The sequence below is a fragment of the Streptomyces hawaiiensis genome, assembly GCF_004803895.1.
Lineage (GTDB): Bacteria > Actinomycetota > Actinomycetes > Streptomycetales > Streptomycetaceae > Streptomyces > Streptomyces hawaiiensis.
Map to the genome: position 1 here is coordinate 8,766,537 of NZ_CP021978.1, position 15,879 is coordinate 8,782,415.

The 15,879-nt window shown below is 66.6% G+C and carries 11 protein-coding genes and 6 pseudogenes; 10 read left to right on the forward strand and 7 right to left on the reverse strand.

The genetic code is table 11. The features are described 5' to 3' along the window. Positions 1-155 precede the first annotated feature (155 nt). Together CEB94_RS42395 and CEB94_RS42025 are read left to right on the forward strand one after the other, a co-directional pair. The gene (locus CEB94_RS42395; RefSeq protein ID WP_425472526.1) at positions 156-506 is read left to right on the forward strand and encodes a zinc finger domain-containing protein; all 351 of its coding nucleotides are present in this window, start codon (positions 156-158) and stop codon (positions 504-506) included. Beyond that, positions 433-934: pseudogene (locus tag CEB94_RS42025) on the forward strand (transposase); the annotation flags it as partial. The gene CEB94_RS42395 and the pseudogene CEB94_RS42025, both read left to right, overlap by 74 nt. A 47-nt stretch (positions 935-981) precedes the next feature. Here CEB94_RS42025 and CEB94_RS39810 read toward each other — a convergent pair. Continuing rightward, positions 982-1,761, reverse strand: a complete 780-nt coding sequence (locus tag CEB94_RS39810; RefSeq protein WP_175436753.1) for a hypothetical protein — start codon at positions 1,759-1,761, stop codon at positions 982-984. Positions 1,762-2,078: 317 nt separating this feature from the next. Here CEB94_RS39810 and CEB94_RS39815 point away from each other — a divergent pair, with 317 nt between their 5' ends. Both CEB94_RS39815 and CEB94_RS39820 read left to right on the forward strand, forming a co-directional pair. Then, positions 2,079-2,456: a VOC family protein gene (locus CEB94_RS39815; protein WP_175436754.1), complete on the forward strand. Its 378-nt coding sequence runs from the start codon at positions 2,079-2,081 to the stop codon at positions 2,454-2,456. Then, positions 2,453-3,343, forward strand: coding sequence for a sigma-70 family RNA polymerase sigma factor (locus CEB94_RS39820; protein WP_175436755.1), 891 nt, complete (start codon positions 2,453-2,455; stop codon positions 3,341-3,343). Before CEB94_RS39815 ends, CEB94_RS39820 begins: the two co-directional genes overlap by 4 nt. A gap of 13 nt (positions 3,344-3,356) precedes the next feature. On the opposite strand, the pseudogene CEB94_RS39825 reads toward CEB94_RS39820, so the two are convergent. After that, positions 3,357-4,647 (reverse strand): annotated as a pseudogene (locus CEB94_RS39825) (IS256 family transposase). Between the two features lie 475 nt (positions 4,648-5,122). Further along, the gene (locus CEB94_RS39830) at positions 5,123-5,527 is read right to left on the reverse strand and encodes a type II toxin-antitoxin system PemK/MazF family toxin (RefSeq protein WP_175436756.1); all 405 of its coding nucleotides are present in this window, start codon (positions 5,525-5,527) and stop codon (positions 5,123-5,125) included. 306 nt (positions 5,528-5,833) lie between these two features. Between CEB94_RS39830 and CEB94_RS39835 the strand changes: the two are divergent. Both CEB94_RS39835 and CEB94_RS39840 read left to right on the forward strand, forming a co-directional pair. Then, positions 5,834-6,833, forward strand: a pseudogene (locus tag CEB94_RS39835) (IS701 family transposase). 754 nt (positions 6,834-7,587) lie between these two features. Beyond that, positions 7,588-7,923 carry an ankyrin repeat domain-containing protein gene (locus CEB94_RS39840; RefSeq protein ID WP_054214933.1) on the forward strand — a complete coding sequence of 112 codons (336 nt, stop codon included), beginning with the start codon at positions 7,588-7,590 and terminating at the stop codon, positions 7,921-7,923. Here CEB94_RS39840 and CEB94_RS39845 read toward each other — a convergent pair. Continuing rightward, positions 7,895-8,694 (reverse strand): IS5 family transposase gene (locus CEB94_RS39845; RefSeq protein ID WP_218945985.1). Its coding sequence is split into 2 segments (ribosomal slippage): positions 7,895-8,355 and positions 8,355-8,694, totalling 801 coding nucleotides; the frame shifts between segments, so codons are not numbered across the junction. The genes CEB94_RS39840 and CEB94_RS39845 overlap by 29 nt on opposite strands. 122 nt (positions 8,695-8,816) lie before the next feature. Between CEB94_RS39845 and CEB94_RS39850 the strand changes: the two genes are divergently transcribed. Both CEB94_RS39850 and CEB94_RS41545 read left to right on the forward strand, forming a co-directional pair. Then, positions 8,817-9,530 carry an HAD family hydrolase gene (locus CEB94_RS39850; RefSeq protein WP_381113023.1) on the forward strand — a complete coding sequence of 238 codons (714 nt, stop codon included), beginning with the start codon at positions 8,817-8,819 and terminating at the stop codon, positions 9,528-9,530. Continuing rightward, a pseudogene (locus CEB94_RS41545) lies at positions 9,485-9,640 on the forward strand (replication initiation protein, RepL2); the annotation flags it as partial. The gene CEB94_RS39850 and the pseudogene CEB94_RS41545, both read left to right, overlap by 46 nt. 381 nt (positions 9,641-10,021) lie before the next feature. Here CEB94_RS41545 and CEB94_RS39855 read toward each other — a convergent pair. The 3 genes and pseudogenes from CEB94_RS39855 to CEB94_RS39865 form a co-directional block, all read right to left on the reverse strand. After that, positions 10,022-10,441 (reverse strand): hypothetical protein, encoded by a 420-nt coding sequence (locus CEB94_RS39855; RefSeq protein ID WP_175436758.1) that lies wholly within the window; start codon positions 10,439-10,441, stop codon positions 10,022-10,024. Positions 10,442-10,616: 175 nt separating this feature from the next. Continuing rightward, positions 10,617-11,576 (reverse strand): annotated as a pseudogene (locus CEB94_RS39860) (transposase); the annotation flags it as partial. 126 nt (positions 11,577-11,702) lie between these two features. Continuing rightward, positions 11,703-12,362, reverse strand: a complete 660-nt coding sequence (locus tag CEB94_RS39865; protein ID WP_246112088.1) for an HAD family hydrolase — start codon at positions 12,360-12,362, stop codon at positions 11,703-11,705. A gap of 864 nt (positions 12,363-13,226) precedes the next feature. On the opposite strand from CEB94_RS39865, the gene CEB94_RS39870 reads away from it, so the two are divergent. Further along, positions 13,227-14,009: a phosphotransferase enzyme family protein gene (locus CEB94_RS39870; protein WP_175436759.1), complete on the forward strand. Its 783-nt coding sequence runs from the start codon at positions 13,227-13,229 to the stop codon at positions 14,007-14,009. 159 nt (positions 14,010-14,168) lie between these two features. Beyond that, positions 14,169-15,603 (forward strand): annotated as a pseudogene (locus tag CEB94_RS39875) (NF041680 family putative transposase). Positions 15,604-15,879 lie beyond the last annotated feature (276 nt).

Consider the following 15,879-nt stretch of genomic DNA (forward strand, 5'->3'; position numbering starts at 1 on the left):
GAACATGGAGATAGGTCGGCAATAGTGCCCGGTCGATTTCGCCCCGCGTGTTTCATAGGTGGGTCGCTCATGAAACAGGCGATCACCCGGCGGTCCCCCTGCGCCGGTCATGTTTCATGAGTTGTTGCAAACGGCTGGACGTCTGAAACACCCTCATGAAACGGTTCGGGATCGTGAGCGACGATTTCAAGCGCTTGGAATCGCACGACTGCCCGATGTCCACCTGCGCCGCCCCCGTGGGCTCCCCATGCCGGACCGGCAAGGGCAGGGTGGCGATCCAGTACCACACCCCCCGCTTCCGCCTCGTGCCCCAACTCGCCAAGGTCCTGGGCGCGCCGACCCCCGCCGTACGCAAGCCCGGGTCGGTCTGGACCGAGCTGCCCCGGCCGGTGAGCGCCGGCGCCGAACCAGTCGGACACGTCCGCCTCGGGGACCTGGAAGACCTCACACGACTACGCGGCCAAAAAGGCCCAGGTCGAACTCCTCTACGCGATCGCCGACGGTGAGGTCATACCCGAGGAAGGCAAGCCCGACATCATCTTCTGCATCGACGAGTTCGGGCCGCTCAACCTCCAGCCCCACCCCGGGCGGCAGTGGACCGAACGCGGCGGCCGCCACAAGGACCCCGCCCGGGAACCGAGGCGCCGCCGGCGGGCGACCTACACCCGCCCGCACGGGGTCCGGCATCTGTTCGCCGCCTACGACCTGGCCAAGGGCAAGCTCTACGAGGTCACATCAAACCGAAGAAGAAGTGGACCAGGTTCCTGGAGTTCTGCCGTTACCTGCGCAGTCTCTACCCGCCCGAGATCCGCATCGCGATCGTGCTCGACAACTTGAGCAGGGCAGCATGATCCGTCGCTACATCATCTGGGGAAACAAGCACGCCGCCGACGAACGCCTCCGCGAGGTCGTGAACAGGGCGAACGTTGCCTGATGCGGCACTAGTTTGCGGCTGGTGTCTGAGCTAGGACTCCCGGGCCCTCATGAGCGTGGCCAGGCGGCGGGGGTGGTTGCCGGCAGCGGGATCTCATTCAACCGCAGCCACCGGTTCTGGCCGTCCTCGTCGGGCAGGCGGAACCGGATGTCGCCGGCCTCATCCGACTCGTATGGGGCGTCGCCCACCGCCCGTAGGAGGGCCCGCAGTCTGGGGTAGGGGGCCTGCATGGCCCGTCCGCGGACGTCCTCGTCGCGCAGGGCGGCCAGTGCGAGGGAAGCGACGTTCAACCCGGTGCGCTGGTGGCCGGCGGCATGAGCCGCCACCTCCGGGTGGTCCAGGATGGAAGCCAGCGCTTCAGGCCCAGCGACCGTGTACGTCAGTACTAGGTCCCCGCGCTGAAGCATCACTTGCGCGCCGGGCGTCATCATCCCTTTCTGCGTCGGGTCCATCGACAGGGCCACTTTGCCGATCATTGGGCCCGCGCCGACCTCGCGGACCTTGTCGAACTGCTCCACGGTGGCGTCCACGATCCGCTCGCAGTCGGGCAGGATCAGCACGCAGTGCCCGTTCCAGGAGGTGCCGGTCCAGGACGGCTGGAGTGAGCCGTGGCGGACCCGGTCGCCGTTCGAGTCCTGGATCACTAGGTTCACCGGCTGCAGCTCGGCCCGTACTCCCAGCTGCCCGTAGGCGTTCCGCAGGGTCTGGCATGCGTCCACGCAGACGTTCGCCGGGATGCTGCCGTCGATGATCGATACCCACAGGTGCGGCAGCATCAGCTCCACCAGCTGGTCTGGCTTCGCGTGTTGCAGCAGCGTTGCTGTCATCTTCAGATCCCCCCGTAGCGGCGAACTGCCGCTCGGTAAGACCGGGCCCGCCGTACGGGGGCGCGGTGCCGAGGGACGGCGTGGGGGCCGCTGCTGGGGCGTCCGGTGCTTCTTGCCTCGCTTCTGCTTCGACATGCGCAGAGCGTAAAGACCCCAACTGGCTGTACACCAGAGCGCGTTGACCTTGCCGGGGCCACCGCGTGTGCCCGGCATCCGCTCGGACGACCGGTCCTGTTACCTTCTCCCGTCGGCATTCGTCATGGGTGTGACGACCGAATGCGAACGGGCGTCGCACCAACGAGCGAATCGAGAACCGGATGCTGACCAACATCATGTACGTGACGATCTACGTCACCGATCAGGACCGCGCACTGGAGTTCTACACCGAGGGACTCGGCCTGGAAAAGCGGATCGACTACCCGGGGCCCGACGGACGTTTCCTCACCGTCGGCGTTCCCGATAGCCCGGTGCAGATCATTCTGTGGTCGCAGGCGGAGGGCGCGGGACAGCCGGCCGGCGTGCCCGGTCCGCTGATCCTCGAATCCGACGATTTGCGAGAGGATTTCGAGATCCTGCGCCAGCGCGGCGTCACCTTCGAAGAGTCCGAACCCCAGGACTATCCGTTCGGGCTCCGTATCGAGGCGGTGGACCCGGACGGCAACCGGGTCTCGCTCCGGCAGCCGCGAAAGCCGTGACCGCCCACCCTCCCGGCCTCGTGACCGAGGCGTTCGAAGCCCAGCGCGACCGGCTGCGCGCCGTCGCGTACCGCGTGCTGGGCTCGCACGCCGATGCCGAGGACGTGGTCCAGGAAGCCTGGATGCGCCTGGTCCGCCAGGACGAGGCGACCATCGGCAATCTGGCAGGCTGGCTGACCACCGTGGTCGGCCGAATCAGCCTGGACCTCCTGAGATCCCGCCGAGCCCACCCCGAAACCGCCTACGAGCAAGAGTTCGCGAACCTCGTGGTGACACCCGACGATGACCCCGCGCCGGACGAGCAGGTGGCGCTGGCCGATTCAGTCGGCCTCGCCCTGCTCGTCGTCCTCGACTCGCTCACCCCGAGCGAACGCCTGGCGTTCGTCCTGCACGACATGTTCGCGGTCCCGTTCCAAGAAATCGGCCAGATCCTGGGCAAATCCACCGACGCCACCAAGATGGTCGCCAGCCGTGCCCGCCGCAAGGTCCAAGCCGCGGACCGGCCGGCGGGCACCGGCCGCGAGCACCGAAAGGCCGTCCAGGCATTCGGCGCTGCCGCCCTCAACGGCGACTTCGAAGCGCTCCTGCGTGTCCTCGACCCAAACGTGAAGCTGACCGTCGACACCCCCGATGGCGTGGTCGTCACCCTCGGCGCCACCAGGGTCGCCGCTGGTGCCCGTATGTTCTCCGGCGAGGTCGCCCGCCAACGACCCGTGCTGGTCAACGGCATCCCCGGCCACATGTCCTGGAGCCCCGACGGAAGCCCTCTCTCCATCATCGCCTTCACCGTCACCGAAGGCCGGATCACCGGCATCCACATCGTCGTCGACCCGGCCAAACTCGTCTCGATCCATCTGCCACCCGGGTCTGTCAAACGAGCGGTGTAGCCGGGGTTGACGGTTACTGACAGGCTGCTGAGAGTCGGCCGTCGAAGGTGATGTCGAAGGCGTTCAGTGCGGTCTTCCAGCGCATGGTCCAGCGGGCCTGGCCCTTGCCGGTGGGGTCGAGAGACATGATCGCCATGTAGACGCACTTCAGCGCGGCCTGCTCGTTGGGGAAGTGTCCGCGGGCCTTGACCGTCCGGCGGATGCGGGCGTTGACCGACTCGATGGCGTTCGTCGTGCAGACGATGCGGCGGATCTCGGTGTCGAACCGCAGGAATGGGGTGAACTTCTCCCAGGCGTTCTCCCACAGCTTCACGATCGCCGGGTATTTCCTGCCCCAGGCGTCGGCGAACTCGGCGAACCGGTCCAGGGCGGCCTCCTCGGTCGGCGCTGTATAGACGGGCTTCAGAAGCTTGGCGATCTTGTCCCAGTCCTGGCGGGCGGCATAGCGGAAGGAGTTCCGCAGCAGGTGCACCACGCAGGTCTGCACGATGGTCCGCGGCCAGACGGTCTCCACCGCCTCGGGCAGGCCCTTGAGCCCGTCGCAGACCAGCATCAGCACATCGCTCACGCCGCGGTTCTTGATCTCGGTGAGGATGTGCAGCCAGTGCTTGGCGCCCTCGCCGCCGTCACCGGCCCACAGCCCCAAAATCTCCCGTCGGCCCTCGGTGGTCACGGCCAGAGCCACGTAGATGGGCCGGTCGGCCACCACACCGTCGCGGATCTTCACGTGGACAGCATCGATGAAGACCACCGGATAGACGGCGTCGAGCGGCCGGCTCTGCCATTCGGCCATGCCCTCCAGCACCTTGTCGGTGATGGCGGAGATGGTCTGCCGGGAGACCTCGGCGCCATAGACCTTGGCCAGGTGCGCCTGCACCTCGCCAGTGGTCAGCCCCTTCGCGGCCAGCGAGATCACCATCGTCGACGCCGCTCAGGCGCTTCTGCCGCTTCTTGACAATCTTCGGTTCGAAGGAGCCGTCGCGGTCGCGGGGCACGGCTATCTCCATCGGTCCGACATCGGTCAGGACGGTCTTGGAGCGTTTGCCGTTGCGGGAGTTGCCACCGTTCTTGCCGACCGGGTCGTGCTTGTCATAGCCCAGGTGGTCGGTGATCTCGCCCTTCAGGGCGGACTCCAGCAGCCGCTTGGTCAGCTGCTGGAGCAGCCCGCCCTCACCGGTCAGCTGCAGGCCCTCGGCCTGGGCCCGGCCCACCAGCTCGTCAACCAACTGGTCGTCCACAGCCTTTGCCCGCACAGCCTCCACGGGCTCGACAGCCTCGGATCCGGACACGTTCTCACTGGTCATCGATGCATCTTCCGTGATCGGGAGTTACACCGAACGTCTCAGAGTCCCGTCCACCCCGGACTGAGCGGGTGTGTCAGGGGCTACCCGCGTATGTGCAAGTCAATCCGAGCCGACCGAGCACGACGAGCAGGCGGCTCGGATTCGGGTCGGTCCTCGGCGGACCAGCTCACCTCCTCGAGGTCATCGGATGGCCGGCCGACCCGCTACTGGCGACGTAAGTCGCGGGCCAGAGCGAGCGTGAGATTGTTCGGCTCGGCCCTGGTGGTGGTCGTCGGGTGGCAGCGCGGATGCAGCGCAGCATTTGCATGGGCCGGGTGAGGCGAGCTGCTGTGTGGCTCGCACAATTTCGCCGTCCTAGTACTCCAGCCGTAGATCGTGATCTCGATGGTGAGGGGCGCCGAGGCGACAGGTGGCCAGCGTCGATCATCTCGCCCGAGATCGCCCACGCCGTCGCGGGCGTCGGCTCCTTCTCCGTCTACCCGAGTTCACCGAGACGGAGGGCGTCCCTTATCTCGCTGAGCTTCGCGGTCGTTGCCGGGGTCCGCTCCTGCGCTTGTTCAGCGAGTTGTAGGGCATCGTCAATCTCGCTGAGCTTCACGGAGGACAGGACGGCCGCCCGCTCTATCAGGTCGTCCCGGGACACAGTGGTCAGCCACGTGCAAGGGGTGAAGCCTGGACGCGGGAACGCGAGCCGCAGCACGCCTTCGAACGGCAGACCTTCAATGGCGCCGACCGTCACTTCGATGCCCAGACCGCTGATGTCGACGCCCGCCGGAGCGACGACCTGCATCACCCGGATACCGGACGTGTCGTCTCCCGACAGCAGTACGACCAGCCTCCGCTCGTCGAACTGGACCCACCAGACTTCGCCACGTTGCACAAGTCCTCCAGACATAGGATGGCAGGCAGACGCTGCGCGAGCCTGACGCGCTGTGGAGACGGGTGCGGCCACCGTTGATCATCGGTGTGTGAAGACTGAAGATCATGCGGTAGCCGCAGGTCACAGCGTAAACCCTGCCCGCTGGCAGGAGGCGTTCGAGGGCCTGATGAGCCGGATAGCGGGACGGTTCACGCGGGTCCAATCCCGGCGCCGGGCCCGGAAGTTGGTACTCGGCCTGCTGTCGGACCTGCCGCGCAAGAACTGCTGGACCATCGCCGAGTGGGCCGGAGACAGGGCCCGGACGGCATGCAGCACCTGCTCGGGCGGGCCAAGTGGGACGCCGACCAGGTCCGCGACGACGTAAGTGACTACGTGGTGGAGCATCTGCACGACGACGAGGCGGTGCTGGTGGTCGACGAGACCGGCGACGTGAAGAAAGGCACCGACACCGTCGGTGTCCAGCGCCTACACCGGCACCGCGGGCAGGATCGAGAACGCCCAGGTCGCCGTCTACCTGGTCTACGCCGGCCGCCGCGGGCACGCCGCAGTGGACCGGGAACTCTATGTTCCGCGTTCCTGGACCTCCGACCCCGGCCGCTGCCGGGCCGCCGGCCTCGGTGACAATACGGAGTTCGCGACCAAGCCGGAGCTGGCCGCTCGCATGGTCACCCGATTCCTCGACGCCGGCCATCGGGCCGCCTGGGTCGCGGGAGACGACGTCTACGACGGCAACCCGAGGCTGCGCACCGCGCTGGAGGAACGCGGCACCGGCTACGTCCTCGCGGTGGCCTGCTCGCACGAAGTCACCACAGGCGCCCGGGAGTTTCCCGCGGACACGCTGGCCAGGAAGGTGCCCAAGAGGGCCTGTGCAGAAGCTGTCCGCAGGGGCCGGAGCCAAGGGCCACCGCTTCTACGACTGGGCCGTCATCGACCTCACCGACCCCCTGCCCGGGAGCCGGCAGCTGCTGATCCGCCGCAACCGCAGCACCGGCGAACTCGCGTACTACCGCTGCTACTCGCCGGCCGCAGTGCCGCTGACCACCTTGGTGCGCGTCGCTGGATCAAGGTGGCGGGTCGAGGAGTTTTTCCAGTCCGACAAGGGCTTGGCGGCCTTGGACGAGCACCAGGTCCGCCGCTACTCATCCTGGTCCCGCTGGGTCACCCTGGCCATGCTCGCGCACGCCTTCCTCGCCGTCGTCCGCGCGAACGAACACGACCGTCATCCCTCACCCAACGGGCTGATACCGCTCACCTGCAACGAGATCCAACGACTATTCATCACGCTCGTCATCCAACGCGTCTTTGACCCTGTCCACCAGCTTGGCTGGTCCGTCTGGCGACGCCGCCACCAGGCCCGATCCCAGACCAGCCACTACCGGCGACAAACCGCTCAAGCATGAAGATCACGATCTACCGCTGGAGTACTAGGGCAGGCGCAAAGCGGCTCTTGGGGCCTACCGGTCGGAGCATCCTCGGCCCTGGGGGCCTCCGGTGCACCGACGGGGCCCTCAGGTGCTCGGGCGACCGCGGCTTGTTCAGGGTGTCAACGAATGCGTGGCTGATGACCGTATGGGCTGGTGGAGGCATACGTGGCGGGTGCTTCGTCGGCTGCGGGCGCGTTGTGGCGTGCTTTCGTCGGCTGAGGATGGGGGAGTGGGGCGGACCTTTTCGTCGACCGGCGGGAGGGGGTGCGCCGTTGAACACTCCGCAGGGGGCCGCTGAGAGGTGCCTCGCGCGACTGCTTTCGGGAGCCCGGTGTGTGGGTGGGGCCGTCGTAGGTAAACAACCGGTCCTGACTGTAAGAGAGGGCGCAGCGGGCAAGAGTGGCCCTGAAGAGCAGAAACACCCCTCCGTATCATGTTCTGACGAACTGGCAGCCGGTTCTGAGCATCGTGCACACGGTTTCTGAGGGCAGGGCAGGCAGCTCTGGAGGCCGTGGTGCTCATGTTTCAAGGACCGTGACCACTGTTGCAAGACCTGACTAAGACGTCATCTCAATTGGTGGATAATTGTGTAGATAGTCGCTGGCAGACGTGCTGTGGTGGCGGTTGAATGCCTTGGTGAGCGACTACTGGACACCCGCGCATCACGCGGTCGAGCACGAGGATGCGGAGACCCTGGCCCGGTTGCTGGCCGACGGTACCGATCCTGATGAGGTCTTCAGCAACATGACGCTGCTGACGCACGCAATCGACGCCGAGGGCGATGGCTCCCTGCAGAGTGGTCAACCGTTGACCGTGCACACCACTGCTGTGCTGCTGGCCTTCGGGGCTGACCCGGAGCTCGCCGATCCAGACGGTCGCACCCCCATGGACATGGCCAAGCACTACGGCCACGACTTGGCGGTGAAGCTGCTGCGGGCCCACATCAGCGGCCGAGCCGCCGGTAACAGATGAGGGTGCAGGCGATACTCGTGAAGGCGAGGAAATGCTCGGCCTTGCGCTCATAACGACGGTGGAGACGGCGGCAGCCGGCGAGCCAGGACATGGTGCGTTCGATCGTCCAACGATGACGTCCCAGCCGCTGGGAGGTCTCAACTCCCTTGCGGGCGATGCGGTGCCGGATGCCTCGGCAGCTTAACCATCGCCGCAGGTGGGCATAGTCGTAGCCCTTGTCGGCATGGAGCTTGCCGGGCTTGTGACGCCGGGGGCCCCGGCGGGACCGGACCGGCGGTATGCCCTTCACAAGCGGGATCAGGGCCTGGCTGTCATGGACGTTGGCACCCGAGGTCCCCACGGACAGGGGCAGACCGGTCCGCTCGGTGATCAAGTGGATCTTTGAGCCGTACTTGCCCCGGTCTACAGGATTCGGACCTGTCAGGTCCCCCTTTTCAGGGCGCGCATGTTCACCGAGTCGATCGCGCACCGCGACCAGTCCAGTTCGCCACGGGACCCGAGCTCGTCAAGCACCAGGCGGTGGAGCTTGGCCCACACCCTGGCCTTCGTCCACTCGGTGAAGCGTCGGTGAGCCGTCGCGCCGGACGGCCCGAACGACGCGGTCGGCAACTGCTGCCACGTGCAGCCCGAGGTCGCCACGAAGACGATCGCGGCCAGCACTTCGCGGTCGCCATGCCTCCGCCGGCCCCCACCCTGGGGCCGCGACGGCGCTTCCGGAACCACTCGCTGGAACAGCTCCCACAACTCATCCGGCACCAGCCGCTCGACGATCCTCACCACGACCGCCAGCTTACCCAGCCAAATGAGATGACTTCTAAGGGCTGTCCCGCAATCGCCCGCTCGCCGCCTGGCATGATCGACGCGTGACCAGTGAACCTGGGCGGCCGGGCCGCATGAAGTACGTCCTGCTCGATGTCGATGGCACGTTGATCGACGCGGTGAGCAACCAGCGCCGAGTCTGGGCAACCTGGGCAGAGCGGTACGGGCTGGATGCTGAAGAGGTCTACCGGGTGGCTCTGCAGACGCGACCGATGGAGACGTTCACTCAGGTCGCTGCGGACCAAGATCCGTGCGAGTGCCTGGCCACGCTGCACGAACTGGAGGACGAAGACGTCCGATCCGGCGTCTATTCGGCTTTCGACGGCGCATCCGAGCTGCTGCACGGCCTGCCACCGGGGACTTGGGCGCTGGTGACCTCGAACTACGAGCACCGGGTGCGCGGCCGTTTCCTGCGGACAGGCCTGCCGGTGCCGGACATGATCGTGGACGCGGCTGCGGTCGAGGAGGGCAAGCCCTCTCCCGTCCCCTATCTGCGAGCCGCTGCACGGCTGGGAGCCGAGCCGGGAGACTGCCTGGTCATCGAGGACGCCCCGTCCGGGGTGCGGTCCGGGCTGCGTGCCGGGATGACGGTGTGGGGCGTGAACGCCGCTGTCGCGGTGGAGGGGGTGCACCGCCACTTCGCCAGTCTGCACGAGGCCGTCCCGCACATCCTGGCCTTCATATCCGGCCCTCACGGGAATGCCGAGCATGAGGCCGTCCGTCGGCACCAAGCCTCGCTGGCGGCCTGTCCCCGACTGTGTTTTCCCGCACCCGGCGCCAGGTCGTAGAGGCCGGTTGGCTCGAGGAATCCGAGCGGCTCGCTCAGATCAGCTACTACCGGCTCAGCGTAAAGAGCACCGGGGAGGACGTCGTCGTCCCTCTGCGCCGCGCAACCTGAACGGCTCCGAGAACCAGTACTCATGTACGTGAGGTCAATGAGTACCGATCCCAGGATCGGTACTCATTGACCTCACGTACATGACTGCCTCCAGGTAGGTGGTCTCCTCTCGCGTGTACTGCGGGGCGGTCCAGACTCCGCGCTGGGCCGCTATTCGTGTCCGCGATGCCAGGGGAGTCAGGGACAGCCGGTCCCGCGAGCGAGCCTCTGCAGGCGGTGCACCGGGGGTAGCCGCTCGCTCGCTTCTGCCGTCCGGACAGGATCCGCCGACGCAGGTCCTTGGCGGATCCCTAGGCGCGGGGCAGCGGCGGGTCGCGGTACCCCGGAAGTAGCGGCACTGTGTGCGTCCGCATGCTGGAGCCGCAGCACCGACTGCCATGCCTACAGGGTGTCTTTGGCGCGGCCGGTGCGGGACGGTCGGTTCGCTTCCCTGCCGATCTGGTCGGCGACGTACTGGATCTCCTTGTCCCCGTAGGCGGTGCGTACTCCGGAGAAGCTGTATCCGGCGTGGCGGGCGAGTTCCTCCAGCCCGTAGGGGCGGCTGCCGTGGAACTCGCGCCCGTAGGCCAGCAGTCGGCGGATCTCGGCGTGGATGGCTTCCTTCTGCGTCTTGAGGTCATCGAGGGCCAGCAGCAGCGGGTCCACCTGGAGGTCGTCGCTTGCGGCCTCCAGGTGGAGGGCGTCCTTCTTGCGCTGCTCCTCAACCTGTTCGCAGGCGTCGGTGTAGCAATCCTCGGGGGTGACGGTGCCCGGTAGGGGCAACGGATTGCGCAGGGCGGCCAGTTCGTCAATCGAGTGCATGCTTGCGGTGGTCGCAAAAAATTGCGTTCATCGCAACAAAGTGAGGTAATAGGAGTGTGGTTGTGAAGGGACAGTGTCCCCGGGCCTCACCCATTGCCTGTAGGGGAGACCGTTTGGCTGAAGCCCTGCAGAGCCTTTCCCCGCGTAGGCGACCGCCCTTCAGCTTGTTCTTTATCTACCAAGATCTTCCGGGCTTGCCGATGGCCTTGAGGGTCTCGGGGCGTTTGGCGGTTTTGCCGACGTCGTAGCGGGGTGCCCGGTGCTTGTTCTTGGCGCCGGGTGGGCGTCCGGGGCCTGCTCCTCGGGGATTGGGAACACGGGTGGGGCAGGCGAGGTGAGCGCGGATGTTCCTGAACCCCCGGCGGACCCGGGCGGGGGTGAGCCGGTCGGAGGTGGTGGGTTTCTCCCAGGGCCGGCGGAGGTCCGCGGCGAGGGGGCGGGCGAGTCGAAGCTGGGTGTGAGCGACGATCGGGATCCAGGTCCACCGGTCCGCAGCCTCGGGGTACGGAGTTTCGGGGTCGTCCAGCCGAGGGGCTGCTTTCGCGAAGCGGAAGGTGTGCTCCAGATCGAAGCGGCGGAGGAATGCCTGCCAGGAGCGGTCCACGTCGTCTGGGGTGGTGCCGATCCTGGAGGACCATAACCACACCGGCGGGGCATCCCGTTCCTTCGAGAGGTGCTCGACCTTCAACCGGATCAACGTGCCCTCGACCAGCGGTAGTTCACCGTCATAGTCGAGCCAGGAGGAGCGGTGGGTGAGCCTTGGGTGGACCCGGTCCCACGCCTGGGTTTCGGCCTTGCCGTGGTTGGTGGTGTCGGTGACGGTGGTGATCGCGGGCTCGGGCCAGGTCTCCGGCTTAGCGAAGCGGAATTCAGGACCGTGCTTGGGCGGCTGACCGTTGACGCCGTGCATCCGCGGCGGCTTCGGCAGACGCATGACCCCGTCGGAGCGGACCCGGCCGACGAGCTCGACGGGCAGGTCGCGCAGGACCCAGGCCAGGCGAGTGACGTCATAGCCGGCATCGCTCACGATCACGATGGCCGGATCCCCGGCCTGCCACTGCCCCGCGGCGATGAGCCGTTCAACGACTCCGCGGAGCTGATCAGCGGTACTCACCCTCACGGCCTTGTCACGGTCACGCGCATCCTTAGTCGGAGCACATGATCAGACGAAGGCCGCCCCCACGTCCGGCGAATCCCCAGGTGAGCAACCCAGTTCGAGATTCGGTTCGAATCGGACAGGGGGCTCATGCTCAGGGTTGTCTCACTTAACGCTGCCGGTGAGCGAGCTGCGGCCGTCCAGCAGGAAGCTCACCGACGCATGGAGATCCGCAGGCTCTCGGTAGTGCAGGCCGGTCATTCCAAGTGCTACTGCGGCTTCGATGTTCTCCAGTCGGTCATCCACGAAGAGGCATCGATCGATGGCGACGCCGGCCCGCTCGGACGCGATCTCGTAGATCGCCCGGTCCGGCTTGGCTATCCCGACCCGGGCACTGCTGACGACATGGTCTGCGAAATCCGACAGCCCCAACGACGCCAGGTCGTCCTCCAACTCCAGCGTCGCGTTCGATACAAGGATCAGAGGCATATGTGCCTGGACCCGCCGAAGCATGGCCACGACCACCTCGTCGGCCCAGAACGGCGCCCTGGCGAGTGCCGTGCCCAGCTCGCGTGCCGTCGTCTTCGGAACCCGGTCCGCAAGGCCGAGCACGATGGAATCCACCCACTCCTGCTGAGTGATCTTGCCAAGGAGTAGGGGTAGATCTATCTCAGGCGCGTACGCCACCTTCATGGTCGTGCCCTGCTCCAGCCCTGCTGCACGTTCCAGCCTCGCGAGCTCCGTGGTGTCGTAGAAACGGATCACGTTGTCGAAGTCGCACAGCACCGCGTCAAAGGGTCTGCTGGAAGGCTCGGAAGTCGTCACCGCCCCTGGATAGCACACTGCCCCAGCAGGCGAGTCGTTGTCCCATGTGACCATGCCCTCGACGTGCAAACCGGACACCGTCAGATCAGACGGAGGCAAGGTCGCATGGGACGGGACACTGAGCCGGTAGATAAAGAACAAGTTCAGTGCCTGTTTCTGAACCCTTCACCAGCAGGTCAGAGGCCGCCACTATGTCACCGGTATGGCCCACCAATTCGGGCGGCCCCGCCTGCGCGACCCAGACGATGAGAGCATCCCGGCGTATCACGCCGGACCTCCGCCAAGGAAGGGAGACGTCATGCGCCGTCTCAGCACCGCCCTGTTGGGAGCCGCCGTACTCGTCGGCATCCTCGCCATTCCCGCCCACGCAGTCCATGCCACTGCAGCCCCTACTGCATCCGCGGCTGCTCCTCCTCCCGGGATCCAGCTGCCCCAGCTGCCCAACATGCCCCAGCTGCCCCAGATCCCCGGGCCCGGATTTTCCGACTGACCAAGATCAAGCTGCCCGAGACCGAGGTGCGGTGAGTCCTGTTTCTGACCCCTGGCCGGCGGGCGCTCGGTAGGCTCTCGTATGGGCCCGGACCAGATTCACCACGGTGAAATTGAGAACGATCAACGCCGCTGGGCTCCTCGATGCGCTCCTGGTGGCGTTACTGGTCAGCACCGCCAAGCCTTCCGTTCGGGGAACGGTCACTGTGACCGTTCCCCAAACGTTTACGCAAAGCGCCCATTTCAGGTTGGCGGCCTCTGACCTGCTGGTACAGGGTTCAGAAACAGGCACTCAGCTTGTTCTTTAACCTCCGTCCCTACTCTGACGCTCCTTAATGGGGTGATCATGACGAGCTGATCCGACACACTGGTTCGATGCGGCATGATGATGAACAGCCTTTGTCCGGTGGCAACGTCAGTGATGGTGTCGTTCGCGTCGGGGACACCGTTCGCCGTCCCGCCGGACCATGGACTCCCGCTGTGCATGCCCTGCTTGCCCATCTGTGCGAGGTGGGATTCGGCGCGGCGCCTCGTCCGCTCGGCATTGACGATCAGGGGCGTGAGGTCTTGACCTTCATGCCGGGAGATGTGGTCTGGCCCGACCGGTTCTCGCTGATGGAACCCACTCGCCAACTGGCTCGCGTGGCACGGCTGATCCGGGACTTCCACGACGCCGTGCAGGACTTCACGCCGCCCTCCGATGCGCAGTGGCAGACGCTGATCCCCGCTGAGGGCAGTGACATCATCGCCCATAACGACCTGGCCCCCTGGAACCTCGTGGTCGCAGACGAGGCGCGGTGGGCCTTCATCGACTGGGACGCTGCAGGTCCCGGCTCGCGCCTGTGGGATGTCGCATACGCCATTCACGGGTTCATCCCGCTGTCCGCGCATCCGGACTGGCAGAGCCCGGACGCGGCGGACCGACTGCGAGTCTTCGCCGACGCCTACCGTCTGGCTGAGTCCGAACGCCGTCGGTTGGTCCCTCTACTGGGGCGCCGTACGCGTTCCATGCACGACTTCCTGCGCGACCAGGCAGCCCAAGGAGCCCCGCCCTGGGCAAGGCTGTGGGCTGAAGGACACGGCGACGCCTGGCGAAACGACGCCGAATACATCGAGCAACGAGAAGACCAGTGGATGCAGGCCCTGCTCGCTAGCTGAGCAGCAGTGCCCGTGCCTGGCTCCCGGCGTCGAACGACATCTCGAACTGGATCACTCACCTGGGCATTCGCCGGACATTGAAGCGGCCTTCGCTTAATCATGTGCTCCGACCAAGGTGCACCATCGAGACGAAGGCCGTGAGGGTGAGTCTGCTGCCTGATGCCGGTCCCGGGGAGGCGTTCGCAAGCGTCATGCTTCCGGGAGGACTCATTCGACTGTCCGACCGTGCGCAGGGACGAACTGTTCGACCTCGTGGACGCGTTGTTGTGCGCGGACGGGCCGGTGACCTCGCCGGTGGACCTGACGCTGGTGGCCGAGCACCGGCGTGGGCACGGCGCTATGTACGAGGCGCTGAACTGCGGGAACGTGGACGTGCCCCAGCTGCGGCAGGTGCTTGCCGGTCTGCCGATGCCGCGGGCCGCCGACGGGCGCCTGGTCCTGGCGGTCGACGTCAGCAACTGGCTCCGTCCCGACGCGCCGACCAGCGCGGACCGCCTGTTCTGCCACGTCTACGGCCGCAGCGGACGCTCCTCGGACCAGTTCATCCCCGGCTGGCCGTACTCCTTCGTCGCCGCCCTCGAATCGGGCCGGACGTCCTGGTGCCAGCTCCTGGACGCCGTCCGTCTCGGACCCGAGGACGACGTCGCCGAGGTCACCACCACCCAACTCCGCCGCGTGGTCGAGGACCTGCTCGAGATGGGCCGCTGGCACTTGGGCGACCGCGACATCCTCATCGTCTTCGACGCCGGCTACGACGCCCCGCACATGGCCCACCTCCTAGACGGCCTCCCGGTCGCAGTGCTGGGACGAATGCGCTCCGACCGCGTCATGCGACGGCCGACACCCACGCTCAAGGAGTACACCCTGGCCCCCCAAGGCGGGCGACCGCCGAAGCACGGCAAGGATTTCCGCTTCGCCAAGCCGGAGACCTGGGGCGAGCCGGACGCGGCCACGACGCAGGTCACCGACCGTTACGGCACCGCCCGCGCGATGGCCTGGGACCGCATCCACCCCCGCCTGACCACGCGCTCCGCATGGATCGACCACACCGGCGAACTCCCCATCATCGAAGGCACGCTGATCCGCCTCCAGGTCGACCGCCTGCCCGGCGGAGGCGACCCGCTCCCGTTCTGGCTCTGGTCGTCCGCCACCGGCCTGAACAGCGAGGACGCCGACGTGCGCTGGCAGGCGTTCCTTCGGAGATTCGACATCGAGCACCTCTTCAGGCTGATGAAACAGACCCTCGGGTGGACCCGTCCGAAACTGCGCACCCTCGAAGCCGGCGAGCGCTGGACCTGGCTGATCATCGCCGCGCACACCCAGATCCGCCTTCTGCGCGAGGTCGCCGCCGACTTGCGACGGCCGTGAGAGAAGCCCGCCGAGCCCGGCCGGCTCACCCCGGCCCGAGTCCGCCGGGGGTTTCGGAACCTCCGCCCCGCACCTGCACTGCCCCGCCCGTGCACCGAAACCCTCAACTCCCGGCCTTGGAAGGCCATCTGGCTCGAAGAACCTGCGGCCCGCCACCCGCTACGACGTGGGCAAGACCGTGAAACGACCCGAGAGCATCACCCAACGAAACCGACTCAGACCATAAAGATCAAGCTGAGCGAGTGTGCGGGCCCTACCCACGGGTACGGCGCTTCCTGCGGTCGGCCTCGGCATCCGACGATCCTAGCCATCTGAACGAAACCCCGCCCCCTCACCCGGCCCAAGAGTGCTGAGAAGATCCTCGACCGACTCGCCGGCTGCTTCCGCTCCCTCAACAAAGAGCGAGCACTCCAACCTGGCAATCAGGAACTTCCGTGGGATCGCGACCCAGTAGACGAGACTGCCGTCTGCTACGAAGCAGGGCCCTCACATCGCTCCTAAT